The following is a 21,754-nucleotide window of genomic DNA, read 5'->3' as shown; positions in this document are numbered from 1 at the left end:
CATCGCGGGCCACGCGTCACCTCAATACTGGGTCAGATCCGCCAAGGGATGCCGCCCCTCCCAGACTTTATGAAAGTGCGCCTCGACCACCGCATCCGGCACGTTATTGATATCCGGCCAGTGCCAGTGCGGCTTCTGATCCTTGTCGATCAAACGCGCGCGCACGCCTTCGCTGAATTCCGGATGACGGCAGCAATTGAGGCTCAGGGTGTATTCCATCTGGAATACTTCGGCCAGCGACATGTGCCGCGCGCGGCTGATCTGTTCCCAGACCAGATGCGCGGTCAGCGGCGAGCCCTCGGTCATGGTTTTCGCCGCGCGGGCAATCAACGGATCGCTGCTGTCGCGGTGCAGGCTGATGGCTTTCCACGCACAGGCAACGTCGCTGACATCGAGCAGTTCGTCGATCTGCTGACGACGCGGCAGCCACTGCGCTTCGGGCATTTGTTCGAGTGCTTCCTGCTGCAGAGCCTTGAGCAGGCTGTTGAGCTGCATGGCGGTCTGTTCCTGCCAGTTCAATTGCAGCAAGCCTTCGATCAATTGCGGTTGCTGTTCGTCGAGCAGGACGCGGTCGGCCAGATCCAGATCCAGCGCATCACGGCCGTTGATATGCGCGCCGGTCAGACCGAGAAACAAGCCGAGCTTGCCCGGTAACCGCGCAAGAAACCAGCTGGCGCCAACGTCCGGATACAGTCCAATGGTGATTTCCGGCATCGCCAGACGGCTGCTCGGCGTGACGATCCGCGTGCTCGCGCCCTGCAACAGGCCCATGCCGCCGCCAAGCACATAACCGTGACCCCAGCAGATCAGCGGCTTCGGATAGGTATGCAGGCTGTAATCAAGGCGATATTCCGCGCTGAAAAATTGCGCGGCCAGCGGCGGCACTTCGCCGGGGTGAGCGCGGCAGGCTTCGACCAGGCTGCGCACTTCGCCACCGGCGCAGAAGGCTTTGCTGCCGTTACCGCGCAGCAGCACGCAGACGATTTGCGGGTCAGTGGCCCAGGCGTTCAATTTGTCGCTGAGCGCGTTGATCATCGGCAGGGACAGCGCGTTCAACGATTTCTCGGCATCCAGGCTGGCGATGCCGATGCGGGCGCCGTCGGTGCCGGTTAGTTCTTCGAAGTGCAGATTCATCGTGACCTCGATCGGGAATTTGAGCGATCAGTATGATCGCTATGGGGGAAAGTGCCGGATCTGCGTCAGATTAATTGACAAGCGTGGTCGGCTTTCCTAGGGTTCGCCCCATTGTTTTTGCCGGAAATGACCATGACTGCTGACGACCGTATCAAACTCGAACCGAGCTGGAAGGAGGCACTGCGTGCTGAGTTCGACCAGCCTTACATGGCAGAGTTGCGCAGCTTTCTGCAGCAGGAGCGGGCATCCGGCAAGGAGATCTATCCGCCGGGACCGATGATTTTCAATGCCCTGAACTCAACGCCGCTGGACAAGGTGAAAGTGGTGATTCTCGGCCAGGACCCTTACCACGGCCCGGGCCAGGCCCACGGTCTGTGCTTCTCGGTGCAACCGGGCGTGCCGGCGCCGCCGTCGCTGGTCAACATCTATAAAGAGCTGAAACGCGACCTCAACATCGACATTCCCAACCACGGCTACCTGCAGAGCTGGGCCGAACAGGGCGTGCTGCTGCTCAACACCACCATGACGGTTGAGCGCGCCAACGCCAACGCGCACAAGGACAAGGGCTGGCAACACTTCACCGACCGCATCATTGAAGTGGTCAGCGAACGGCAGCCGCATCTGGTGTTCATGCTCTGGGGCGCCCATGCGCAGAGCAAGCAGAAGCTGATCGACGCGACCAAACACCTGGTGCTGACCTCGGTGCATCCGTCGCCGTTGTCGGCCTATCGGGGTTTTTTGGGCTGTGGGCATTTCAGCCGGACCAACAAGTTTCTCGAACAGAATGGCGAAACGCCGATCGACTGGCGCTTGCCACCTCTCGCCTGAGATCGTTCCCACGCGCAGCAAAGGAATGCAGCCCGGGACGCTCTGCGTCCCAAAGCGGACGCGGAGCGTCCATTGAGGCATTCCCACGCAGAGCGTGGGAACGATCAGTCAGTCAGGACTCTGGAATACGATTCCAATACCTGAACAACGGCTCCGCCAGAAACAGCACAAACAACAGCCGCATCACCTGCATCGCCGTCACCAGCGGCACCGACAGTTGCAGGGTCTCCGCCGTCAGACTCATTTCGGCAATCCCGCCCGGCATCATGCCCAGAGTCAGTGAACGCAGATCCAGATGGGTCAATGCACTCAAGCCCAGCGCCGCCAGCGACGCGATCAACATGGTCAGCGCGGTGCCGATCAACGTCCGGCCCATGAACGACGGCGCGCGGCGGAAGAACTGCCGATTGAAGTGACAGCCCAGACCGCTGCCGATCAGCCATTGACCGATCTGACTGCCGCCATTGGGCAAACCGATGTGCAGATCCCACGTAATGCTCACCGCCGCACTGACCAGCAACGGCCCGAACAGCCATGGATTGGGTTGGCGCAGCCGCTGCCAGAGCCAGGCGAGCAGGGCGCCCGCCGGAAACAGAATCGCCAGCCAGCGCCAATCGACACTGCCGGCGTGAGAAATCGGCGTGCCGTCACCGAGCAGATACTTGAACGCCGCCGGCACGCACAACACCACCACCAATACCCGCAGACTCTGCCCGGCCGCCACATGGCTGAGCAGAGCACCGTTGCGCGCGCCGAGGTTGACCATCTCCCCGGAACCACCGGGCATGCTTGAGAAAAAAGCCGTGGCGCGATCCTCGCCGGTGCGGCGCATCAGCCACACGCCGACCACCGCCGAAAGGCTGGTGACCAATGCACCGAAGAAAATCAAACCGAAATGACTGAGCACCTGTTCCATCACCAACGGGGTGAAGTGCAGGCCGATACCGATGCCGACGATCCACTGGCCGCACTTGCGCCCGCCAGGGATTTCCGCCAGTTGCCACGGCGTCAGGCAGCGCACCAGGATGATCGCCAGCAACGAGCCGACCATCCACGGAAGCGGCCAGCCGATCTGGCTGGCGATGAAACCGCCAAGCAGACCGACCAGCGGGGTGCCCCACCAGGCTTTCAGGGACAAGCGATCAAACATCGGCAATGACGCGCCGTGCCGCCGAACGCTTGCGCCAGATGCGGATCAGCGGCATCAGCAGCATGATCGCGGTGAGGATCCAGCAACCGAAGGTGATCGGACTCGACCAGAGAATCTCCAGCGCGCCATTGGAGATCGACAGGGCGCGACGCAGGTTCTGCTCCATCAGGCCACCGAGGATGAAGCCCAGCAGCAGCGGCGACAGCGGGAAATCCAGCTTGCGCAGGATGTAACCGAAGATGCCGATACCGATCATCAGGAACAGATCGAAGGTGGTCGCGTGCACCGCGTAAACGCCGATGCCGGTGATGATCGCGATGATCGGCACCAGCGCCCAGTTCGGCACGGCGAGGATGCGGGTGAATACGCGGATCATCGGGATATTGAGGATCACCAGCATCACGTTGGCGATGAACAACGACGCGATCAGGCCCCAGACGATGTCCGGTTGCTGTTGGAACAGCAGTGGACCCGGGGTGATGTTGTACAGCGACAGCGCGCCGATCATCACCGCCGTGGTGCCCGAACCCGGAACGCCGAGGGTCAGCATCGGAACGAGAGCGCCGCACGCCGCGCCGCCGATAGCGGTTTCCGGCGCGGCCAGACCACGGGGATCGCCTTCACCGAATTTGCCGCTGGTGCCGGCGATGCGCTTCTCGGTCATGTAGGCCACGGCACTGGCGAGCGTTGCGCCGGCACCGGGCAGCACGCCCATGATGAAACCGAGCACGCCGCAGCGGACGTTGACGACGAAAACCGACGCCGCTTCCTTGAAGTTGAACATCATCCGGCCGGTGGCTTTCACCGCTTCCTGGCCGTGGTGGGTTTTTTCCAGCAGCAGAAGGATTTCGCTGATCGAGAACAGACCCAGCACCAACACCACGAACTGGATGCCGTCGGTCAGGTGAATGTTGTCGCCGGTGAAACGGTACACGCCACTGTTGGCGTCGATGCCGACGGTGGAAAGGAACAGACCGATCAGCGCCGCAATAAAGGTCTTCAACGGTCGATCACCGGCCATGCCGCCGAGACAGACAATCGCGAACACCATCAGCACGAAGTATTCCGCCGGTCCGAAGGCAATCGCCCATTTCGCCAGCAGCGGCGCAAACAGGACCATGCCGCAGGTGGCGATGAACGCGCCGATGAACGAACTCCACGCCGACAGCGACAGCGCGACACCGGCCATACCTTTGCGGGCCATCGGGTAGCCGTCGAGAGTGGTCATGACGGTGGAAGCTTCACCCGGAATGTTCAGCAGGATCGAGCTGATCCGACCGCCGTATTCGCAGCCCAGATAGACCGCCGCGAGCAGGATCAGCGCCGACTCCGGCGGCAGGCCGAGCGCGAACGCGATCGGAATCAGCAACGCCACGCCGTTGATCGGACCAAGGCCCGGCAGCAGACCGACGACGGTGCCGATCAGGGTGCCGCACAGTGCGGTCACCAGGTTGTACGGGCTCAGCGCGACGCCGAAGCCCTGACCCAAATAGCCAAGGGTATCCATATCAGTTCTCCAGGACGCTGAGCAGGCCGAGGGGCAGCGGAACATCCATCAAGCGATCGAACAGCAGATAGAGACCAACCGCCATCAGGCTGATGATCACCACGCTCGGTAGCCAGCGGCCGCCATAGAGACGGGCCATCGGTACGCCGGTAATGATGCTGGCCACAATGAAGCCAAGGGGTTCGAAGGTGCCGGCAAACACCAGCAACAACACCACGCACAGACCGATCTTGGTCAGGGTTTCGCGATCCAGCGGCGGCTCATCCGGGTTGTGTTTGATCGGCGCCGGGCGAAACACCATGTACAGCAGCGCCAGGCCCATCAGGCCGAGCATCAGCAGCGGAAAGGCGCGTGGACCGACCGGTTCATAGGAAAAAGCCGCTTGGTACGGCCACGCCATCAGTGCCAGGCCGGCACACACCAGCAGCAACACCGAGGCGAAAATGCGTTGAATAAGCATGGGAGCTCCTGTGCTGCGTCCCCGCGTAGGAGACGCAGCCACTAGACAGAGACGATCACTGGATCAGGCCGAACTCTTTGGCCAGCACTTTGTAGTCGGCGACCTGCTTCTTCACGTAGGTGTCCAGTTCCGGGCCGGTCATGGCGAACGGGAACAGCTCACGCTGATCGCGCAGCTTGGCGAACTCGTCGGAAGCCAGCAGTTTGTCGAACGCGTCTTTCCACCAGGCGTAGTCTTCGTCGCTGACTTTTGGCCCGAGGTAGAAGCCGCGCACCACTGGCCAGACGATGTCGTAGCCTTGCTCGCGAGCGGTCGGGATGTCCTTCATTTCCGGTTCGTCGAGACGCTTGTCCGAGAACACCGCGAGCAGACGCATGTCACCGCTCTGGATGTGCGGCATGGAGTCGGAGATGTCGGTACTGCCGACCTGGATGTGGCCGCCGAGCAGGGCCGTGGCGATTTCACCACCGCCTTCGAGTGCCACGTAACGCAGCTCGCGCGGGTTGATCCCGGCAGCCTTGGCGATCAGTGCGGTCTGCATCCAGTCCTGGCTGCCGACGGTGCCGCCGGAGCCGATAACCACCGAGCCTGGATCTTTCTTCAACGCCTGAACGAGATCGTCGAGGGTCTTGTAGGGCGAATCGCTTTTCACTGCGATGGCGCCGTAGCTGGTGCCGACGGCCGCGAGCCAGCGCACGTTGGTTTCATCGAAGCGGCCGAACTTGCCCTGGGCCAGGTTCAACAGCGAACCGCTCGACCACGCCACCAGCGTTCCGGCATCCGCCGGACGTTGCGCCACTACTGCGTTGTATGCCACCGCGCCGACACCGCCGGGCATGTAGGTCACGCGCATCGGTTTGCTCAACAGCTTCTGGTTGACCAGTGCGCTCTGCACCAGTTTGCAGGTCAGGTCGAAACCACCGCCGGGGGAGGCGGGGGCGATGCATTCCGGACGTTTCGGCTCGGCCATGAGTTGGCCGGCAAACAGCATCGCGCCAGCGGCGAGAGCAACTTTACGCAGTGATACGTTCATTTGAGTCTCCAGAGGAGTTGTTGTTATGGATGGACCGAATGACCAAAGGGCAACGCGAAAACCTAGCGGCAGGCGCAGTTCTCTCGCGGCGCGAGCGCAACGACTGAAACAACGGAGGGGAAACAGGACTGCGGCGAAAAACCGACAGTGCAACGGTGGAATCGAGCAAGGCGAGCAGGCATTACAGCCTTGGTGCGCATGGAGGGCATGCTGGGGTACTCCGTTATTGTTCTTATGAGTCGAAAACGCTTCATGGCGTTTTTCGTTGCGCTGTGTGGCGGCAGCGGCGACAGTCGAAACTGTCCGTGGGCCGACTCTAACCGGCTAACCTTTCAACAACCTTTCAGTTGTCTTTCACGGTTTTCGGGCTTCACAGCGGCGGTTGCGGCTGTAAACTTCGCGGCAAAGCGCGGCGTCGGCCAACCCTGAACGAGGTACAAATCCATGCGTGTCCTGCTCGTCGAAGACCATTTGCAACTGGCCGAAAGCGTGGCTCAGGCGCTCAAGAGCACCGGTCTGACGGTGGATGTGTTGCACGATGGCGTAGCTGCCGACCTGGCGCTGGGCAGTGAGGAATACGCCGTGGCGATCCTCGATGTCGGCCTGCCGCGCATGGACGGTTTCGAGGTGCTGGCGCGGCTGCGTGCTCGCGGCAAGAACCTGCCGGTGTTGATGTTGACCGCGCGCAGTGACGTCAAGGATCGCGTGCATGGCCTCAATCTCGGTGCTGACGACTACCTGGCCAAGCCGTTCGAACTGACGGAACTGGAAGCGCGGGTCAAAGCCTTGCTGCGCCGCAGTGTGCTGGGCGGCGAGCGTCAGCAGCGCTGTGGTGTGCTGGCTTACGACCTCGATACGCGGCGCTTCACCCTCGGCGACGAACTGCTGACCCTCACCTCCCGCGAGCAAGCTGTCCTGGAAGCGTTGATCGCGCGGCCGGGGCGAGTGATGAGCAAGGAACAACTGGCCGCGCAGGTGTTCGGCCTCGACGAAGAAGCCAGCCCCGACGCCATCGAAATCTACGTGCACCGCTTGCGCAAGAAGCTCGATGGCCAGCCCGTGGCCATTGTCACCTTCCGTGGCCTCGGCTATCTGCTGGAAAGCCGCGATGCATAAGCCCAGCAGCCTGCGCTGGCGGTTGCTGTGGAACCTTGGATGGTTGCTGGTGGTGCTGATGCTCGCCAGTGGTTTGAGCGCTTACTGGAACGGTCGCGAAGCCGCCGACACCGCGTATGACCGCACGCTGCTGGCCTCGGCACGCACCATCGCTGCCGGGTTGTCGCAGCGCGATGGCAGCCTCAGCGCCGACGTGCCTTACGTGGCGCTGGATACCTTCGCCTACGACAGCGCCGGACGCATCTATTACCAGGTCAACGACATTCACCAGAAGCTGATTTCCGGCTACGAAAATCTCCCCGGGCCGCCGCCCGGCACGCCGCGTACCGACAGCTATCCGGCGCTCGCGCGCTTTTACAACGCGAAGTACAACGGCCAGAACGTGCGTGTGGTCAGTCTGCTCAAGGCCGTAAGCGAGCCGAACATGAACGGCATGGCGGAAATCCGCGTGGCTGAAACCGACGAAGCGCGGGTCAGCATGGCGCGCAGTCTGGCGGCTGACACCCTGTTGCGCCTGGGCATGTTGGCCGTGGGTGCATTGCTGCTGGTGTGGTTCGCGGTGAGTGCGGCGTTGCGCCCGCTGGAGCGGTTAAGAACCGCTGTTGAGGAACGCCAGCCCGACGATTTGCGGCCGCTGCCGCTGGTGGAAGTGCAGCATGAACTCGGGCCGTTGGTGCGCGCGCTCAATCATTTCACCGAGCGTCTGCGCGGCCAGTTCGAGCGGCAGGCGCAGTTCATCGCCGATGCCGCTCACGAGTTGCGTACGCCGCTGGCCGCACTCAAGGCACGCCTGGAACTGGGCCTGCGCTCGAACGAGCCGGAGACCTGGCGCACCACCCTTGAATCGTCCGCACAAAGCACCGATCGCTTGACCCATCTGGCCAATCAGTTGCTGTCGCTGGCCCGGGTCGAAAACGGTGCGCGGGCGATTGCCGAGGGCGGTGCGCAGTTGCTCGATCTGAGTCAATTGGCCCGAGAGCTGGGCATGGCCATGGCGCCGTTGGCGCACAAGCGCGGCGTGGCGCTGGCGCTTGAAGCGGATGAGCCGGTGTGGCTGCGCGGTGAGCCGACGCTGCTCAATGAGCTGCTGAGCAATCTGGTCGACAACGCGCTGGCGCATACGCCATCGGGCGGCAATGTGATTCTGCGGGTCACGGCCCCGGCGGTGCTTGAGGTTGAGGACGACGGGCCGGGCATCCCGCTGCACGAGCGTGATCGAGTGTTCGAACGGTTTTATCGGCGCAATCAGCAGGTTGCCGGTTCAGGTCTGGGCTTGGCGATTGTCGGCGAGATCTGTCGCGCGCATCTGGCGCAGATCACCTTGCATGATGGCGAGCAGGCAGGGTTGAAGGTGCGGGTCAGTTTTATTGCCGGGTAATACTTTTGTGGCAAGGGTTTTTTGTGGCGAGGGGATTTATCCCCGCTCGGCTGCGCAGCAGTCGCGGTTCGGATCGCAGAGTCTAGGGTCGCTTCGCAACCCAACGGGGATAAATCCCCTCACCACAGGTCAGTAGAACATCGACCGCGATTCTTCCAGATCCGCGCAGAACTGCTTGTTCTCCGGGTCAATCCCCAGCTTTCTGAACGCCGGCACGCTAAACGGGTCAATCCGCGCAAACGGATGGTCGGTGTCCTTGCGGCAATACAGATTGGCTACCTGCACGACATCGACGTAATCGATGCGCGTCGAGTCGCGGCTGAAGTCTTGATACAGCAACGGCAAATGCACCAGGCGCTCGGGAAACTCCCACACCCGCAGCAATTTCTCGCCGAGCAATGGGTGAATCTGCTCGATCACATGGGTCAGGCTGACCGCATCCGAGAGCAGTTCATTGTGGTCTTCGGCGTAAGTCAGGATCGGCAACACACCAATCTGATGCACCAGCCCGCCGAGTGCCGCCTGATCGGGTTTGAGCTGAGTGTGACGACGACACAGCGCATAGCTGACGCCAGCGATTTCCAGACTGCTGCGCCAGACTTCGCGCATCTTCTGTTCGACCACCTCGGAGCGGGCATTGAAGATCTGCTCCATCACCAGACCGATCGCCAGGTTGCTGCTGTAGTTGATGCCCAAACGGGTGATGGCGGTGTGCAGGTCGGTGACTTCCTGCGCCGCGCGCAGCAGCGGACTGTTGACCACTTTGATCAGGCGCGCCGACAGCGCAGTGTCGCGGCCGATGACTTTGCTCAGATCGCTGACGCTGATTTCCGGATCCTCGGCGGCCTTGCGAATCTGCAGGGCCACTTCCGGCAAAGTTGGCAGAACCAGGTCATCGTTATCGATGGCCGCAACCAAATCCTGTTGGACCTTTTCCGCCAGTTCGCTCATTTGGACTCTCTAGGGTGTTGCAACAATGCTGCGATCAACGCTGGATTTCGCGGTCGCGATCCAGTTCGTAAGGCAGGTCGAGCACGTGCAACGCGGGGCCTTCGAGGGCGCCCAGACGCAAATCACCGGCTTCGGCAGCTTCGGCCTGCAACACGGCCAGGAGTTCAATGTTTCCCTCGGCATTGGCCGCCAGCACCACTTCGCCGATCGAGCTGTTGTGGCTGGGCGCGAACAACTGAGTGCCGGGCTCCGGCAACTCGGCTGCGTCGAGGTGCAGGCGGTACAGGCGCCGCTTGAGCTTGCCCAGGTACTGCATGCGCGCAACGATTTCCTGGCCGGTGTAGCAACCTTTCTTGAAGCTCACCCCGCCGACCGCCTGCAGATTGAGCATCTGCGGGATGAACAGTTCGCGAGTGGAAGGCATGACCTGACCGATACCGGCGCGGATCTGGCCCAGCAGCCATTGATTCAGTTCGCCCTCAGCCAGCGTGGCGGACAGTTGGCTTTGAATGTTTGGCGCCTGAGCGGCAGGCACCCAGAGTTCGGCGCGCTCGGGCGAAACGCGAATTGCGATCAGGCCTTCATGGCGCACAACGCTGTCGGTTTCGGCGCGCAATGCCAGACCGAGGCTGGTCAGGGCTGCATCGCCATGTGCCAGACCGAAGCGCACCCAGGCGGCGCTTTCATCGGTCAGTTTCGATTTGGAGAACACTGCGTACTTTTTCAGGTCGGCCAGTTGCGGCTCGAGCAGCTCGCTGGCCATCGCCATCACCACGCCGTCGCCCTCAAGCAGGATGCGGAAGCTCGACTGCATCCGGCCTTTCTGCGTGCAGCGGGCGCCGAGGCTGGCGCGGGTGTCGCTCAGGTAATTGATATTGCAGGTCAACTGGCCTTGCAGGAATTTTCCGGCGTCCGCACCGCGAACCGCGAGTACGCCTTCATGAGACAGGGTGCAGAAAAAAGCAGAATCGGCCATGGGTCATCGCAGGGTAAATAGACTGGGGCACATCATAAGGGGGCAGGGTTGAAATGGGTAGTTGATAAAGGATCACGGGTGCCCGACCAAAGCCGACTGTGCGGCCCGCGCCGGGGCTGTATACTGCCCGGCAAATTCGAGGAGGGCTCCATGGTCGAACAAGTTGAACTGAATCGCCTCTTTTGGCACAGCCGTCGCGGCATGCTTGAGCTTGACGTGCTGCTGGTGCCGTTCGTGCAGGAGGTTTACGCGACGTTGAATCAAGTGGATCGCGATCTGTACGTGCGTTTGCTGACCTGTGAGGATCAGGACATGTTCGGCTGGTTCATGGAGCGCAGCGAGTCGGAAGATCCCGAGCTGCAACGCATGGTCCGGATGATTCTGGATCGTGTCCAGCCCAAGTAATACGTTCGAATGCCGCTGGCATGCCTCACGGCAGTTGCTGGCGGCGTATCTGTTGGCCCAGGCGTTCGCCATGGGTTCGCTGTGTCTGCTGTCGATTCCGCTCTGGGCCAGTCTGCTCGGCGCTTGCGCCTGTGCGCTGCACGGTTTTTGGATGCTGCCACGGCAGATTCTGCTGAGTCATCCGAAAGCATTTTGCGGGTTGCGGCGCGACGGCGATGGCTGGCAGGTGTGGAATCAGGCTGATGGCTGGCAGGCTGCGCAGTTACGACCGGACAGTCTGGCGCTGCCATTGATCGTAGTGCTGCGCTTTCGCCTGCGCGGAGAGTGGCGGGTCAGGTCAATCTGCGTGCCACGTGACTCGCAAGCGGCGGATCTGCACCGACGCCTGCGAGTGCGGCTCAAGTTCAGCCGGCGTAGGTGGGCGGCACCAGAATAGTGTCGAGCGCTTCGGGCAGCATATCCGGATAGTCGAGGGTGTAATGCAGCCCGCGACTTTCCTTGCGTTCCATGGCTGAGCTGATCATCAATTCGGCAACCTGTGCCAGGTTGCGCAACTCGATCAGGTCACGGCTGACTTTATAGTTGCTGTAAAACTCATCGATCTCATCCAGCAGCAGACGCACCCGGTGCTGCGCCCGTTGCAGGCGTTTGTTGGTGCGCACGATGCCGACGTAGTCCCACATGAATCGGCGCAATTCGTCCCAGTTGTGCGCGATGATCACGTCTTCATCCGAGTCGGTCACCTGACTGGCGTCCCAGACGGGCAGGGCGCTTGGTGCCGCGACGTCATCGAGTTGCGCAAGAATGTCCGCCGCTGCCGAACGGGCATAAACGAAGCATTCCAGAAGTGAGTTGCTGGCCATGCGATTGGCGCCGTGCAGGCCGGTGAAGCTGGTTTCGCCGATGGCGTAGAGGCCGGGTACATCGGTGCGACCGTGCTGATCGACCATCACCCCGCCACAGGTGTAGTGCGCGGCGGGGACCACCGGGATCGGTTGTTTGGTGATGTCGATGCCGAAGCCCAGGCAGCGCTCATAAACAGTCGGGAAGTGGCTTTTGACGAACGATTCAGGCTTGTGGCTGATGTCGAGATATACGCAGTCGACACCCAGACGCTTCATTTCATGGTCGATGGCCCGCGCGACAATGTCACGAGGCGCCAGCTCGGCACGTTTATCGAAGCGATACATGAAGCGCTCGCCGTTGGGCAGCTTCAAATGCGCGCCTTCGCCACGCAACGCTTCAGTGATCAGGAAACTCTTGGCTTGCGGGTGATACAGGCAGGTCGGGTGGAACTGGTTGAATTCCAGATTGGCTACGCGGCAGCCGGAGCGCCAAGCCATGGCGATGCCGTCACCGCAGGCGCCGTCGGGGTTGCTGGTATAAAGGTAGACCTTGGCTGCGCCGCCTGAAGCCAGAATCACGAAGCGTGCGCCGTAGGTGTCGACTTCGCCGGTGGCGCGGTTCAGCACGTAAGCGCCCAGGCAACGATCGCCTTCCATGCCCAAGCGGCGTTCGGTGATCAAATCGACGGCGACGCGCTGTTCCAGCAATTCGATGTTATCGCGCTCTTTGGCCTGGGCCAGCAAGGTCTTGAAGATCGCAGCGCCGGTGGCGTCGGCAGCATGGATAATCCGTCGATGGCTGTGGCCACCTTCGCGGGTCAGGTGAAATTCGAAACCACCGTCTTCAGTGCCGGACTGTTCGTCGCGGGTGAACGGCACGCCCTGGTCAATCAGCCATTGAATGGCTTCGCGGCTGTGCTCGACGGTGAAGCGTACGGCGTCTTCATGGCACAAGCCGCCGCCCGCATTTAGGGTGTCGTCGACATGGGATTCGACAGTGTCGGTATCGTCGAGCACCGCAGCGACGCCGCCTTGGGCCCAGAAGGTCGAACCGTTGGCGAGATCGCCTTTGCTCAATACGGCAATGCGCAGATGACCGGGCAAGGTCAAAGCGAGAGTTAAACCGGCAGCACCGCTGCCAATCACCAGAACATCGTGTTGGAACTGTTGGCTCATTTCAGGATTCCGCTCAAAGCGACCCGGGTCGGGGTTGGCGCAAGACAGCTGGATCGGCGAGTCAAGACAGCCACACAGCCCACTAGTATATAGAGGGGTTGGGCGGCACAATAGCCGGGCCCAGATGGCATTGTGAGACTACTGCGCAGTAAAAAGCGCTGTGCTTCGTCGGAAGTTTTTTTCATCGGTTTTGAAAAATGACACCTGTATCGGCGCTGAAACAGTCTTTTCCGAGCAGGGTTGCGCAATGTCAGGTGGGTACGGCTATAAATAATTGGAACTTTTGCCAAAGGCCCAAGATCAATAGACGGTGCCAGAAACCAGGGACAGTGTCGGCTTCAGTGCGGAATCTGCGTTTGGATTCCTGCCGGCGAAACCGATAACAAGATTATTCGCGCAGCCGGTTTATCCCGCGCTGCGTTTTTCGTGCGTGCCAAATCAGAGCCCGCAGGAAACTTGCTTGGAGGGGGAGAACTTTTGCGAAAAGCCCGAGTCTATGTTTGCAAGTCTGGTCGTTTAGTAATGCAAGTCTCCTCCGGGCTTATCGAGGAGTGTTCATGCTAACCCAGGAAGAGGATCAGCAGCTGGTCGAACGCGTACAGCGTGGCGACAAGCGAGCTTTCGATCTGCTGGTGCTGAAATATCAGCACAAAATTCTCGGGTTGATCGTGCGTTTTGTGCACGACACCCATGAAGCCCAGGACGTTGCTCAGGAAGCCTTTATCAAGGCGTATCGGGCACTTGGAAATTTCCGCGGTGACAGTGCGTTTTATACGTGGCTGTACCGTATTGCCATTAACACGGCAAAGAACTACCTGGTTTCCCGCGGCCGTCGGCCGCCGGATAGCGATGTAAGTTCGGAGGATGCAGAGTTCTACGATGGCGATCACGGCCTCAAGGATCTCGAATCACCAGAACGTGCATTGCTGCGGGATGAGATCGAAGGCACTGTCCATCGGACCATCCAGCAACTGCCAGAGGATTTGCGTACGGCTTTAACTTTACGTGAATTCGATGGTCTGAGTTACGAGGACATTGCGAGCGTCATGCAGTGTCCGGTGGGTACCGTGCGCTCCCGGATTTTCCGCGCTCGGGAGGCCATCGACAAAGCCCTGCAACCGTTGTTGCAGGAAAACTGAGACAGCGGCGACAGCCAAGAGAGGAACGCCATGAGTCGTGAAGCCCTGCAGGAATCGCTGTCCGCAGTGATGGATAACGAAGCGGACGAACTGGAATTGCGTCGAGTGCTCAGCGCACTGGATGATGTTGATACCCGTGAGACCTGGGCTCGTTACCAGATCGCTCGGGCAGCCATGCACAAGGATCTGCTGCTTCCGCGTCTGGATATCGCTGCGGCAGTGTCCGCTGCGCTGGAAGACGAAACGGCTCCGGCCAAAGTATCCCGCAGCCCATGGCGTAACCTGGGTCGCCTCGCTGTTGCCGCTTCGGTAACCGTGGCCGTTCTGGCCGGTGTTCGCCTGTACAACCAGGACGAAATCGCCGGTGTTGAACTGGCCCAGCAGTCGAACCAGCCTACTCTGGCCACTCCACAGGTCAAAGGTCCGGCAGTTCTGGCTGGTTACAGCGAGAGCTCGGAAGCGACTGGTCCTATGGCTAACGGCGTTCTGCAAGGCCAGCCAGGCTGGCATGATCAGCGTCTGCCAGGCTACCTGCGTCAGCACGCTCAGCAGGCTGCACTCAAAGGAACTGAAAGCGCGCTGCCATACGCACGTGCCGCAAGCCTGGAAAACCGTTAAGGAGGATCATGCGCGCCATCCCTCTACTTTCGCTTCTGCTCAGTGGCTGGTTCATCGTTCCAGCCCACGCTGACGAGGCCCAGGACTGGTTGACCCGTCTGGGCCAGGCCGAGCAGCAGAGCTTCCACGGCACTTTCGTTTACGAGCGCAACGGCAGTTTTTCCACGCACAACATCTGGCATCGTGTCCAGAATGGCCAGGTCCGCGAGCGGTTATTACAGCTCGACGGTTCGGCTCAGGAAGTCGTGCGCATTGATGGACGTACTCAATGCGTCAGCGGCACCCTGATTGCGGGATTGGGTGATTCACCCAACGCTGCCGCCCGTGCGCTGGATCCCAAAAAGCTGAAGAATTGGTATGACCTTGCCGTCATTGGCAAGTCGCGCGTGGCCGGTCGTGATGCAGTGATCGTGTCGCTGACCCCTCGTGATCAGCACCGTTACGGCTTCGAGCTGCATCTGGACAAGAAAACCGGGCTGCCGCTCAAGTCGTTACTGTTGAACGACAAAGGGCAGTTGCTCGAGCGTTTCCAGTTCACCAGCCTCGACACGGATGAAATCCCGTCGGACAAGGACTTGTTGGCGGACCCGGATTGTAAGCCGATCAATATCGCAAGCGACAAGGCTTCTGCAGCTAAAACCGTGCAAAACTGGCGTTCGGACTGGCTCCCGCCAGGCTTTGAGCTGACCAGCAGCAGTTCGCATAAGGATGCGCAAACCAAGACCCAAGTCAGCAGCTTGATGTATGACGATGGTCTGGCGCGTTTCTCGGTGTTCCTTGAACCGTTGAATGGCGCAACGGCCACTGACACCCGCACTCAGTTGGGCCCGACCGTCGCGGTATCCCGGCGCCTGACCACGCCGCAAGGCGAAATGATGGTCACGGTGGTCGGCGAAATCCCGATTGGCACCGCCGAACGAATCGCTCTATCGATGCGTAACAACGATGGCGCTGCGACCAGCAAGCAGTGAGCTGATTTCAGTCATTTCCACTTCGTCGTCGAGACGTCGAAATGTTTGCTGAGCATTTTCATTTGCAAAACCCCTGAAAATTTTTTATAGGTCAGAGCCTCACGGCTCTGGCCTTGTTTGTTGTTCCCGGAACAAAAATGCCGGTCTGTGGTTTCCGGTGTTCCTTTGCTCCATATCGCTTAACCCTGCTCGTCGTAACGGGAGCTGTATGTCGATACCAAGTTTGAAGTCTTATCTTTCCATCCTCGCCACCGTGCTGTTGCTCGGTCAGGCGGTGCCTGCTGCGCAAGCGGCCGATCTGCCTGATTTCACCCAGTTGGTCGAACAAGCGTCGCCAGCGGTGGTGAACATCAGTACCACGCAGAAACTGCCGGACCGTCGGGTCAACCAGCAGATGCCGGATCTGGAAGGCCTGCCACCGATGCTGCGCGAATTCTTCGAGCGCGGCATGCCGCCTCAGCAGCGCTCGCCACGTGGCGATGGCCGCCAGCGTGAAGCGCAATCGCTGGGTTCGGGTTTCATCATTTCGCCGGATGGCTACATCCTCACCAACAACCACGTGATCGCCGATGCTGACGAAATCCTCGTCCGTCTGGCTGACCGCAGTGAGATGAAAGCCAAGCTGGTCGGCACCGATCCACGCTCTGACGTGGCGTTGCTGAAAATCGAAGGCAAGGATCTGCCGGTGCTCAAGCTCGGCAAGTCCCAGGACCTGAAGGCCGGCCAGTGGGTCGTCGCGATCGGTTCGCCATTCGGCTTTGACCACACCGTGACCCAAGGCATCGTCAGCGCCGTCGGTCGTAGCCTGCCAAACGAAAACTATGTGCCGTTCATTCAGACCGACGTGCCGATCAACCCGGGCAACTCCGGTGGCCCGCTGTTCAACCTGAACGGTGAAGTGGTCGGCATCAACTCGCAGATCTACACCCGCTCCGGTGGCTTCATGGGCGTGTCTTTCGCCATTCCGATCGACGTGGCGATGGATGTTTCCAATCAGCTCAAAAGCGGTGGCAAAGTCAGCCGCGGCTGGCTGGGCGTGGTCATTCAGGAAGTGAACAAGGATCTGGCCGAGTCGTTCGGTCTGGACAAGCCAGCTGGCGCGCTGGTAGCGCAGATCCAGGATGACGGCCCTGCGGCCAAGGGCGGCCTGCAGGTTGGCGACGTGATCCTGAGCATGAACGGTCAGCCGATCGTCATGTCCGCCGATCTGCCGCATCTGGTCGGCGCGCTGAAGGCTGGCGCCAAAGCCAATCTGGAAGTGATTCGTGAAGGCAAGCGCAAGAACGTCGAGCTGACCGTCGGCGCAATCCCGGACGAGGACAAGGAGCTGGCAGGTCTGCCGAAATCCGGCGCTGAAAGCAGCAGCAACCGCCTCGGTGTTGCGGTCGGTGAATTGACCGACGAGCAGAAGAAAACCTACGACCTCAAAGGTGGTGTGGTGATCAAGGAAGTGCAGGACGGTCCTGCGGCCCTGATCGGTCTGCAACCGGGTGACGTGATCACCCACCTGAACAATCAAGCCATCGGCTCGGCCAAGGAGTTCACCGACATCGCCAAGGCGTTGCCGAAGAACCGTTCGGTGTCGATGCGCGTGCTGCGTCAGGGCCGTGCCAGCTTCATCACCTTCAAACTGGCTGAATAAGCCAGCAGGCAGGTAAAAAGAAACCGCCTCGGAAAGAGGCGGTTTTTTTGTGTCTGCAGCTTTTGTCTTTGTCGGGAAAGACTCAGCCCATCATGTCCTTGACCATGCGCTCCTGCTCCATCAACTCGCGCTGGCGGGCATCGATGCGCGAGGACAGCGGGAAGTTGTTGCCCGCCTTGCGCTTGGCGAAGTCCAGCTGCTGAATGGCCTGGCGGTAATCGCCGACCAGTGCAAAATACTCGGCGCGCGCCTGATGCAGGCCGATGATGTTGCCCGACAAGCCGCGGGTTTCAGCAACCTGATACCAGACGTCCGGATCATCCGGGCGTGACTTGAGCAGGCTGTCGAGTGCCTTCTCGGCATCGGCAGCGCGATTCTGTTTCAACAGCAGATCGACGCGCACCTGATTCAGCGGGTAGTTGCCCGGGAACTGCGTAAGCATGCGGTCGACCCGTGACTGCGCATCGGGCAGACGATTGTTGGTGATGTCCAGATCGACCTGCGCGAGGTTGTAGATGATCTCGTTCGGCGACTTGGCCAACAATTGCTTGAGGTTCTCTCGCGCTTCGTTGAGCTGGCCGCCCTTGATCTGCGCGATGGCGAGGCCGTAACGCGCCACATCGTTTTTCGGGTTCTCATCAAGCAGGGCGCGGAAACGCTTGGCGCCCAGCCCCGGGGTTTCCTCGTAGATCAACTGCACCCGCGCGCGAATCAACTGGTAGCGCATGCTGTCTTCGATGCCGCCCGGTTTCGCCTGCTCGGCGCGGTTGCGAGTGTCGGCGATACGCGATTCGGTGACCGGGTGAGTCAGGAGGAATTCCGGCGGTTTGGCGTCAAAACGGTACTGGCGCATCAGGCGCTCGAACATGGTCGGCATCGAGCGCGGGTCGTAACCGGCCTTTTCCAGGTTGAGGATGCCGATGCGGTCCGCTTCCTGTTCGTTCTGCCGCGAGAAGCGCCGTTGTTCCTGCAACGCCGCAGCCTGGGTGCCGGCGATGGTGGCGATGCCGGCATCACCGCCGCCTGCCGCCGCGATGACGATACCCGCCAGCAACGCGGCCATCATCGGCACCTGCATTCTTTGTGAGGCTTCGACGCCTCGAGCGAAGTGACGTTGCGACAAGTGCGCCAGTTCGTGAGCGAGCACCGAGGCGTATTCACCTTCGGTCTGGGCGTTGAGGAACAGGCCGCCGTTGACCCCGACCACGCCGCCCGGCGCTGCGAAGGCGTTGAGTTGTGGGCTGTTGATCAGGATGAATTCCAGGCGGCGGTCGGAGACCTGGCTGGTCTCCACCAGCTTGTACACGCTGGATTCGACGTAATCCTTGAGCTGCGGATCGTTGAGCTGGGAAACCTGACTGCGCAGCATGGCCAGCCAGGCACGGCCGAGCTGGTATTCCTGTTGCGGCGAGACAATGGCAGAGCTGGCGTCGCCGAGTGACGGCAGATCGTCGGCAAAGCCTGGTGAGGCGAGCAGGCAAGCGAGCGTCAGCAGGGTAGGGCGCAGAAAAGTCATGCACAAAGCCTTGGAGGACAAAGACCTTACTGTAGCCGGACACCGAAGCCGCGACCAGATATTCTAGGCAGCTCGACAACCCGAACCGGAGTGACGCAATGACTGACGCTGTAGCCCATGACGTGGAACTGGACGCCAGTGGCCTGAACTGTCCGTTGCCGTTGCTCAAGGCAAAAATGGAACTCAACAAACTGCAAAGTGGCGCTGTGCTCAAGGTGATCGCTACCGATGCCGGCTCGCAACGCGACTTCCGTACCTTTGCCAAACTCGCCGGTCATGCGCTGTTGCGCGAAGAAGACGAGGCTGGCGTCTACCGTTACTGGTTGAAAAAAGCCTGAAGCGCCGCGCCTAAAATCGAAGGGATTATTGATGTTCAAAGTGTTACGCGACTGGATTCAGCGCTACTTCTCCGATGAAGAAGCGGTGGTGCTGGCAGTGCTGCTGTTTCTCGCCTTCACCGCCGTGCTTACCCTCGGCGGCATGCTTGCGCCGGTTCTGGCCGGGATGGTGCTGGCGTATCTGATGCAGGGCCTGGTAGTGACGCTCGAGCGGCTGCGTGTGCCCGGCGGGGTGGCCGTGGGGCTGGTGTTTGCGCTGTTCATGGGCGCGCTGATGCTGTTTATCGTCGTGGTGCTGCCATTGCTGTGGCATCAGTTGATCACCCTGTTCAACGAGTTGCCGGGCATGCTCGCCAAGTGGCAATCGCTGCTGCTTCTATTGCCCGAGCGCTATCCGCATCTGGTGTCTGACGAGCAAGTCCTGCAAGCGATCGAAGCGGCGCGGGGCGAGATTGGCAAGTTCGGTCAGTGGGCTCTGACTTTCTCATTGTCGAGTTTGCCACTGCTGGTGAACATCATGATCTACCTGGTGCTGGTGCCGATTCTGGTGTTCTTCTTCCTCAAGGATCGGGCGATGATCGGCGAGTGGGTGCGCGGCTATCTGCCTCGCGAGCGCGCGCTGATCACCCGCGTCGCCCAGGAAATGAACCGGCAGATCGCCAATTACATACGTGGCAAAGGCATCGAGATCGTGATTTGCGGCGGCGTGACCTACATCGCCTTCATCGCGCTGGGCCTGAACTACGCGGCGCTGCTGGCGTTGCTGGTCGGTTTGTCGGTGGTGGTGCCGTATGTCGGTGCGGTAGTGGTGACCGTACCGGTGCTGCTGATTGCGCTGTTCCAGTGGGGCTGGAGCGATCAGTTCATCTACCTGATGGCGGTCTACGGAATCATTCAGACGCTGGACGGCAACGTGCTGGTGCCGTTGCTGTTTTCGGAAGCAGTGAATCTGCATCCGGTGGCAATCATCTGCGCGGTGCTGTTGTTTGGTGGGTTGTGGGGATTCTGGGGTGTGTTCTTCGCGATCCCGCTGGCGACGCTGTTCAAGGCTGTGCTGGATGCGTGGCCGCGCAAGGAGCCGGTGGTGGCGCCGTTGCTTTAGCGGTTGATCCGGATTTTACAGAGAGGCTATTCGCAAGCAGGCTCGCTCCCACGGTGATTAGATTTCAATTGTGGGAGCGAGCCTGCTCGCGAAGGCGTCTTTACAGACGCAGCAAAAACATCAGGCTTTATTCAGAGCCTCAGCCGCCGCCAGCACGGCATCAACATGCCCCGGCACTTTCACGCCACGCCATTCCTGACGCAGCACACCGTCCTTATCAATCAGGAAAGTACTGCGATCAACGCCTAGGTATTCCTTGCCATACAGTTTTTTCAGCTTGATCACGTCGAACAACTGGCAAACCGCTTCGTCCTTGTCACTGATCAGTTCGAAGGGGAACTCCTGTTTGCCTTTGAAGTTTTCGTGCGACTTCAAACTGTCGCGGGAAATGCCGAAGACTTCGGTGTTGGCAGCCTTGAACGCCGCATATTGATCGCGAAAGCCCTGGCCCTGAGTGGTGCAGCCCGGGGTGCTGTCCTTCGGGTAGAAGTAGATCACCACTTGCTTGCCCTTGAGTTCGGACAGGCTGACGGTCTGCCCGCTGGTCGCAGGTGCGGTGAAATCCGCAACCGGTTGGTCGATGACAACGGCCATGAAAGCTTCCTTACATTGGGTTTTGTGGGCGCCAAGGCTCGATCAGGGCATCCAGGTTCATCGCGTCGGCGAAATCGAGGAACTGATCGCGCAGCCAGCTGATCTGGGTGTTGGCCGGCAGGGTCACGGTGAACGTGGCGTTGAGCATGGTGCCGCCGGTCTGTGGCGCCTGATAGGTGTCGCAGGTGAGGTTTTCCAGCTCGACGTTGTGGTCCATGAAGAACTGGCACAGCTCATTGATGATGTCCGGGCGATACGCCGAGCTGACGTAAGCCACGTAAGGCAGCGCTTGCGGGCGATTTTCCAGAGCGGCGCTGCGCACCACGTTGACGGTGAATGCGTGACGCTTGGCCAGCAATGGCAGGCTGCCTTCGAGGCGCGCGAGGGCGTCCCAGCTGCCGGAAATTTCCAGCACCAGGGCGCTGCACTCGCCGTGGCGGGTCAGGCGAGAGGTGACGACGGCGCAGCGGTTTTCATGGCTGGCGCGGCACAGGACGTTGGTCAGCTCCATGGGGTTGGCGCCGAGGGCACTGATGACAAGGAATTGTTCGCGAACTGTGGGGGTGGACATGCAGCATTCCTAAAGCGATGAGCGGTCGGTAGGTTGACGGGCATTGGCGGCCGGGAGTGCCTGTTCTGGCGGTCCGTATAAAGAGCCCCGGCCAGCGTTCGCGGCTCGCTCCGCTGTGCGGGAGCGCGTCGATGCGACGCAGGAACGGGGCCTGGGAGGCCGAAAGGGGAGGCTGAAACCCGGCGTACAAGCTGATCTGTACCGATCAAAGTCTGAAGGGTAGCGAAAAGCGGCGCCAAGGGGAATGGCGGCGGCGCAGTACTTCGCTTGTGCAAGCATCTTGGCGCCAGTACCATTACCGCTC

Annotated in this window: 22 protein-coding genes; 11 read left to right on the top strand and 11 right to left on the bottom strand. The window is 60.5% G+C overall.

The features are described from left to right. Nucleotides 1–21: 21 nt before the first annotated feature. Entirely contained in the window at nucleotides 22–1,134 is a 1,113-nt protein-coding gene (locus D8U61_RS08645; RefSeq protein ID WP_125925292.1) for an enoyl-CoA hydratase/isomerase family protein, read from the bottom strand. 132 nt (nucleotides 1,135–1,266) lie between these two features. Between D8U61_RS08645 and ung the strand changes: the two genes are divergently transcribed. Beyond that, complete coding sequence (ung, locus tag D8U61_RS08640; RefSeq protein WP_016771280.1) at nucleotides 1,267–1,962, top strand: uracil-DNA glycosylase; 696 nt, start codon at nucleotides 1,267–1,269, stop codon at nucleotides 1,960–1,962. 112 nt (nucleotides 1,963–2,074) lie between these two features. On the opposite strand, the gene D8U61_RS08635 is transcribed toward ung, so the two are convergent. The 4 genes from D8U61_RS08635 to D8U61_RS08620 are packed head-to-tail and all read right to left on the bottom strand — an operon-like array spanning nucleotide 2,075 to nucleotide 6,112. Beyond that, complete coding sequence (locus D8U61_RS08635) at nucleotides 2,075–3,112, bottom strand: AbrB family transcriptional regulator (RefSeq protein ID WP_123442926.1); 1,038 nt, start codon at nucleotides 3,110–3,112, stop codon at nucleotides 2,075–2,077. After that, on the bottom strand, nucleotides 3,105–4,619 hold the full coding sequence (locus D8U61_RS08630; RefSeq protein WP_016771277.1) for a tripartite tricarboxylate transporter permease: 1,515 nt from the start codon (nucleotides 4,617–4,619) through the stop codon (nucleotides 3,105–3,107). The genes D8U61_RS08635 and D8U61_RS08630 overlap by 8 nt, the downstream gene beginning before the upstream one ends. Before the next feature lies 1 nt (nucleotide 4,620). Continuing rightward, complete coding sequence (locus D8U61_RS08625; protein WP_016771276.1) at nucleotides 4,621–5,079, bottom strand: tripartite tricarboxylate transporter TctB family protein; 459 nt, start codon at nucleotides 5,077–5,079, stop codon at nucleotides 4,621–4,623. 55 nt (nucleotides 5,080–5,134) lie between these two features. Further along, a complete protein-coding gene (locus D8U61_RS08620) occupies nucleotides 5,135–6,112 on the bottom strand; it encodes a tripartite tricarboxylate transporter substrate binding protein (protein WP_016771275.1) in 978 nt (325 codons plus the stop codon). 444 nt (nucleotides 6,113–6,556) lie between these two features. On the opposite strand from D8U61_RS08620, the gene D8U61_RS08615 reads away from it, so the two are divergent. Both D8U61_RS08615 and D8U61_RS08610 read left to right on the top strand, forming a co-directional pair. Then, nucleotides 6,557–7,228, top strand: coding sequence for a response regulator (locus tag D8U61_RS08615; protein WP_024011992.1), 672 nt, complete (start codon nucleotides 6,557–6,559; stop codon nucleotides 7,226–7,228). Next, nucleotides 7,221–8,606 (top strand): sensor histidine kinase, encoded by a 1,386-nt coding sequence (locus D8U61_RS08610; RefSeq protein WP_024011993.1) that lies wholly within the window; start codon nucleotides 7,221–7,223, stop codon nucleotides 8,604–8,606. The genes D8U61_RS08615 and D8U61_RS08610 overlap by 8 nt, the downstream gene beginning before the upstream one ends. A 129-nt stretch (nucleotides 8,607–8,735) precedes the next feature. On the opposite strand, the gene D8U61_RS08605 is transcribed toward D8U61_RS08610, so the two are convergent. Together D8U61_RS08605 and D8U61_RS08600 are read right to left on the bottom strand one after the other, a co-directional pair. Further along, complete coding sequence (locus D8U61_RS08605; RefSeq protein ID WP_016770675.1) at nucleotides 8,736–9,557, bottom strand: HDOD domain-containing protein; 822 nt, start codon at nucleotides 9,555–9,557, stop codon at nucleotides 8,736–8,738. Nucleotides 9,558–9,591: 34 nt separating this feature from the next. After that, nucleotides 9,592–10,533 (bottom strand): folate-binding protein YgfZ, encoded by a 942-nt coding sequence (locus tag D8U61_RS08600; protein ID WP_125925293.1) that lies wholly within the window; start codon nucleotides 10,531–10,533, stop codon nucleotides 9,592–9,594. A 150-nt stretch (nucleotides 10,534–10,683) separates the two neighbouring features. Between D8U61_RS08600 and D8U61_RS08595 the strand changes: the two genes are divergently transcribed. Further along, a complete protein-coding gene (locus D8U61_RS08595; protein WP_007911418.1) occupies nucleotides 10,684–10,938 on the top strand; it encodes a succinate dehydrogenase assembly factor 2 in 255 nt (84 codons plus the stop codon). After that, nucleotides 10,922–11,374, top strand: coding sequence for a protein YgfX (locus tag D8U61_RS08590; RefSeq protein WP_125925294.1), 453 nt, complete (start codon nucleotides 10,922–10,924; stop codon nucleotides 11,372–11,374). The genes D8U61_RS08595 and D8U61_RS08590 overlap by 17 nt, the downstream gene beginning before the upstream one ends. Here D8U61_RS08590 and nadB read toward each other — a convergent pair. After that, nucleotides 11,343–12,959 carry an L-aspartate oxidase gene (nadB, locus tag D8U61_RS08585; protein WP_125925295.1) on the bottom strand — a complete coding sequence of 539 codons (1,617 nt, stop codon included), beginning with the start codon at nucleotides 12,957–12,959 and terminating at the stop codon, nucleotides 11,343–11,345. The genes D8U61_RS08590 and nadB overlap by 32 nt on opposite strands. 557 nt (nucleotides 12,960–13,516) lie before the next feature. On the opposite strand from nadB, the gene rpoE reads away from it, so the two are divergent. The 4 genes from rpoE to D8U61_RS08565 all read left to right on the top strand — a co-directional run bounded on the left by rpoE (nucleotide 13,517) and on the right by D8U61_RS08565 (nucleotide 17,329). Continuing rightward, the gene (gene rpoE / locus D8U61_RS08580) at nucleotides 13,517–14,098 is read left to right on the top strand and encodes an RNA polymerase sigma factor RpoE (RefSeq protein WP_003172477.1); all 582 of its coding nucleotides are present in this window, start codon (nucleotides 13,517–13,519) and stop codon (nucleotides 14,096–14,098) included. A gap of 30 nt (nucleotides 14,099–14,128) precedes the next feature. Further along, a complete protein-coding gene (locus D8U61_RS08575; RefSeq protein ID WP_008077804.1) occupies nucleotides 14,129–14,716 on the top strand; it encodes an RseA family anti-sigma factor in 588 nt (195 codons plus the stop codon). Nucleotides 14,717–14,724: 8 nt separating this feature from the next. Beyond that, entirely contained in the window at nucleotides 14,725–15,687 is a 963-nt protein-coding gene (locus D8U61_RS08570; RefSeq protein WP_130926760.1) for a MucB/RseB C-terminal domain-containing protein, read from the top strand. A gap of 208 nt (nucleotides 15,688–15,895) precedes the next feature. After that, nucleotides 15,896–17,329 (top strand): DegQ family serine endoprotease, encoded by a 1,434-nt coding sequence (locus tag D8U61_RS08565; RefSeq protein ID WP_125925297.1) that lies wholly within the window; start codon nucleotides 15,896–15,898, stop codon nucleotides 17,327–17,329. Between the two features lie 82 nt (nucleotides 17,330–17,411). Here the strand turns inward: D8U61_RS08565 and D8U61_RS08560 are convergent, their stop codons facing one another. Continuing rightward, the gene (locus D8U61_RS08560; protein ID WP_024011999.1) at nucleotides 17,412–18,845 is read right to left on the bottom strand and encodes a M48 family metalloprotease; all 1,434 of its coding nucleotides are present in this window, start codon (nucleotides 18,843–18,845) and stop codon (nucleotides 17,412–17,414) included. Between the two features lie 98 nt (nucleotides 18,846–18,943). On the opposite strand from D8U61_RS08560, the gene D8U61_RS08555 reads away from it, so the two are divergent. Both D8U61_RS08555 and D8U61_RS08550 read left to right on the top strand, forming a co-directional pair. Then, entirely contained in the window at nucleotides 18,944–19,183 is a 240-nt protein-coding gene (locus tag D8U61_RS08555) for a sulfurtransferase TusA family protein (RefSeq protein WP_016771269.1), read from the top strand. Nucleotides 19,184–19,214: 31 nt separating this feature from the next. Continuing rightward, complete coding sequence (locus D8U61_RS08550) at nucleotides 19,215–20,285, top strand: AI-2E family transporter (protein WP_016771268.1); 1,071 nt, start codon at nucleotides 19,215–19,217, stop codon at nucleotides 20,283–20,285. Between the two features lie 120 nt (nucleotides 20,286–20,405). Here the strand turns inward: D8U61_RS08550 and D8U61_RS08545 are convergent, their stop codons facing one another. Together D8U61_RS08545 and D8U61_RS08540 are read right to left on the bottom strand one after the other, a co-directional pair. Continuing rightward, nucleotides 20,406–20,879 (bottom strand): peroxiredoxin, encoded by a 474-nt coding sequence (locus tag D8U61_RS08545; protein ID WP_041478861.1) that lies wholly within the window; start codon nucleotides 20,877–20,879, stop codon nucleotides 20,406–20,408. A gap of 10 nt (nucleotides 20,880–20,889) precedes the next feature. Further along, complete coding sequence (locus D8U61_RS08540) at nucleotides 20,890–21,450, bottom strand: glycine cleavage system protein R (RefSeq protein WP_071174673.1); 561 nt, start codon at nucleotides 21,448–21,450, stop codon at nucleotides 20,890–20,892. Between the last annotated feature and the right edge of the window lie 304 nt (nucleotides 21,451–21,754).

This window comes from Pseudomonas sp. Sample_14 (assembly GCF_004307515.1).
GTDB lineage: Bacteria > Pseudomonadota > Gammaproteobacteria > Pseudomonadales > Pseudomonadaceae > Aquipseudomonas > Aquipseudomonas atacamensis.
The sequence above is the reverse complement of the archived record's forward strand: the minus strand, read 5'-3'. Positions and strand labels throughout refer to the sequence as shown.

What these genes read in the sequence shown, in the direction of transcription:
- D8U61_RS08645 (WP_125925292.1), bottom strand. Translation starts at nt 1,134, where the DNA reads ATGAATCTGCACTTCGAAGAACTAACCGGCACCGACGGCGCCCGCATC.
- D8U61_RS08635 (WP_123442926.1), bottom strand. Translation starts at nt 3,112, where the DNA reads ATGTTTGATCGCTTGTCCCTGAAAGCCTGGTGGGGCACCCCGCTGGTC.
- D8U61_RS08595 (WP_007911418.1), top strand. Translation starts at nt 10,684, where the DNA reads ATGGTCGAACAAGTTGAACTGAATCGCCTCTTTTGGCACAGCCGTCGC.
- D8U61_RS08605 (WP_016770675.1), bottom strand. Translation starts at nt 9,557, where the DNA reads ATGAGCGAACTGGCGGAAAAGGTCCAACAGGATTTGGTTGCGGCCATC.
- D8U61_RS08610 (WP_024011993.1), top strand. Translation starts at nt 7,221, where the DNA reads ATGCATAAGCCCAGCAGCCTGCGCTGGCGGTTGCTGTGGAACCTTGGA.
- D8U61_RS08620 (WP_016771275.1), bottom strand. Translation starts at nt 6,112, where the DNA reads ATGAACGTATCACTGCGTAAAGTTGCTCTCGCCGCTGGCGCGATGCTG.
- D8U61_RS08570 (WP_130926760.1), top strand. Translation starts at nt 14,725, where the DNA reads ATGCGCGCCATCCCTCTACTTTCGCTTCTGCTCAGTGGCTGGTTCATC.
- D8U61_RS08615 (WP_024011992.1), top strand. Translation starts at nt 6,557, where the DNA reads ATGCGTGTCCTGCTCGTCGAAGACCATTTGCAACTGGCCGAAAGCGTG.
- D8U61_RS08555 (WP_016771269.1), top strand. Translation starts at nt 18,944, where the DNA reads ATGACTGACGCTGTAGCCCATGACGTGGAACTGGACGCCAGTGGCCTG.
- D8U61_RS08630 (WP_016771277.1), bottom strand. Translation starts at nt 4,619, where the DNA reads ATGGATACCCTTGGCTATTTGGGTCAGGGCTTCGGCGTCGCGCTGAGC.
- D8U61_RS08545 (WP_041478861.1), bottom strand. Translation starts at nt 20,879, where the DNA reads ATGGCCGTTGTCATCGACCAACCGGTTGCGGATTTCACCGCACCTGCG.
- ung (WP_016771280.1), top strand. Translation starts at nt 1,267, where the DNA reads ATGACTGCTGACGACCGTATCAAACTCGAACCGAGCTGGAAGGAGGCA.
- nadB (WP_125925295.1), bottom strand. Translation starts at nt 12,959, where the DNA reads ATGAGCCAACAGTTCCAACACGATGTTCTGGTGATTGGCAGCGGTGCT.
- D8U61_RS08565 (WP_125925297.1), top strand. Translation starts at nt 15,896, where the DNA reads ATGTCGATACCAAGTTTGAAGTCTTATCTTTCCATCCTCGCCACCGTG.
- D8U61_RS08575 (WP_008077804.1), top strand. Translation starts at nt 14,129, where the DNA reads ATGAGTCGTGAAGCCCTGCAGGAATCGCTGTCCGCAGTGATGGATAAC.
- rpoE (WP_003172477.1), top strand. Translation starts at nt 13,517, where the DNA reads ATGCTAACCCAGGAAGAGGATCAGCAGCTGGTCGAACGCGTACAGCGT.
- D8U61_RS08625 (WP_016771276.1), bottom strand. Translation starts at nt 5,079, where the DNA reads ATGCTTATTCAACGCATTTTCGCCTCGGTGTTGCTGCTGGTGTGTGCC.
- D8U61_RS08540 (WP_071174673.1), bottom strand. Translation starts at nt 21,450, where the DNA reads ATGTCCACCCCCACAGTTCGCGAACAATTCCTTGTCATCAGTGCCCTC.
- D8U61_RS08600 (WP_125925293.1), bottom strand. Translation starts at nt 10,533, where the DNA reads ATGGCCGATTCTGCTTTTTTCTGCACCCTGTCTCATGAAGGCGTACTC.
- D8U61_RS08560 (WP_024011999.1), bottom strand. Translation starts at nt 18,845, where the DNA reads ATGACTTTTCTGCGCCCTACCCTGCTGACGCTCGCTTGCCTGCTCGCC.
- D8U61_RS08550 (WP_016771268.1), top strand. Translation starts at nt 19,215, where the DNA reads ATGTTCAAAGTGTTACGCGACTGGATTCAGCGCTACTTCTCCGATGAA.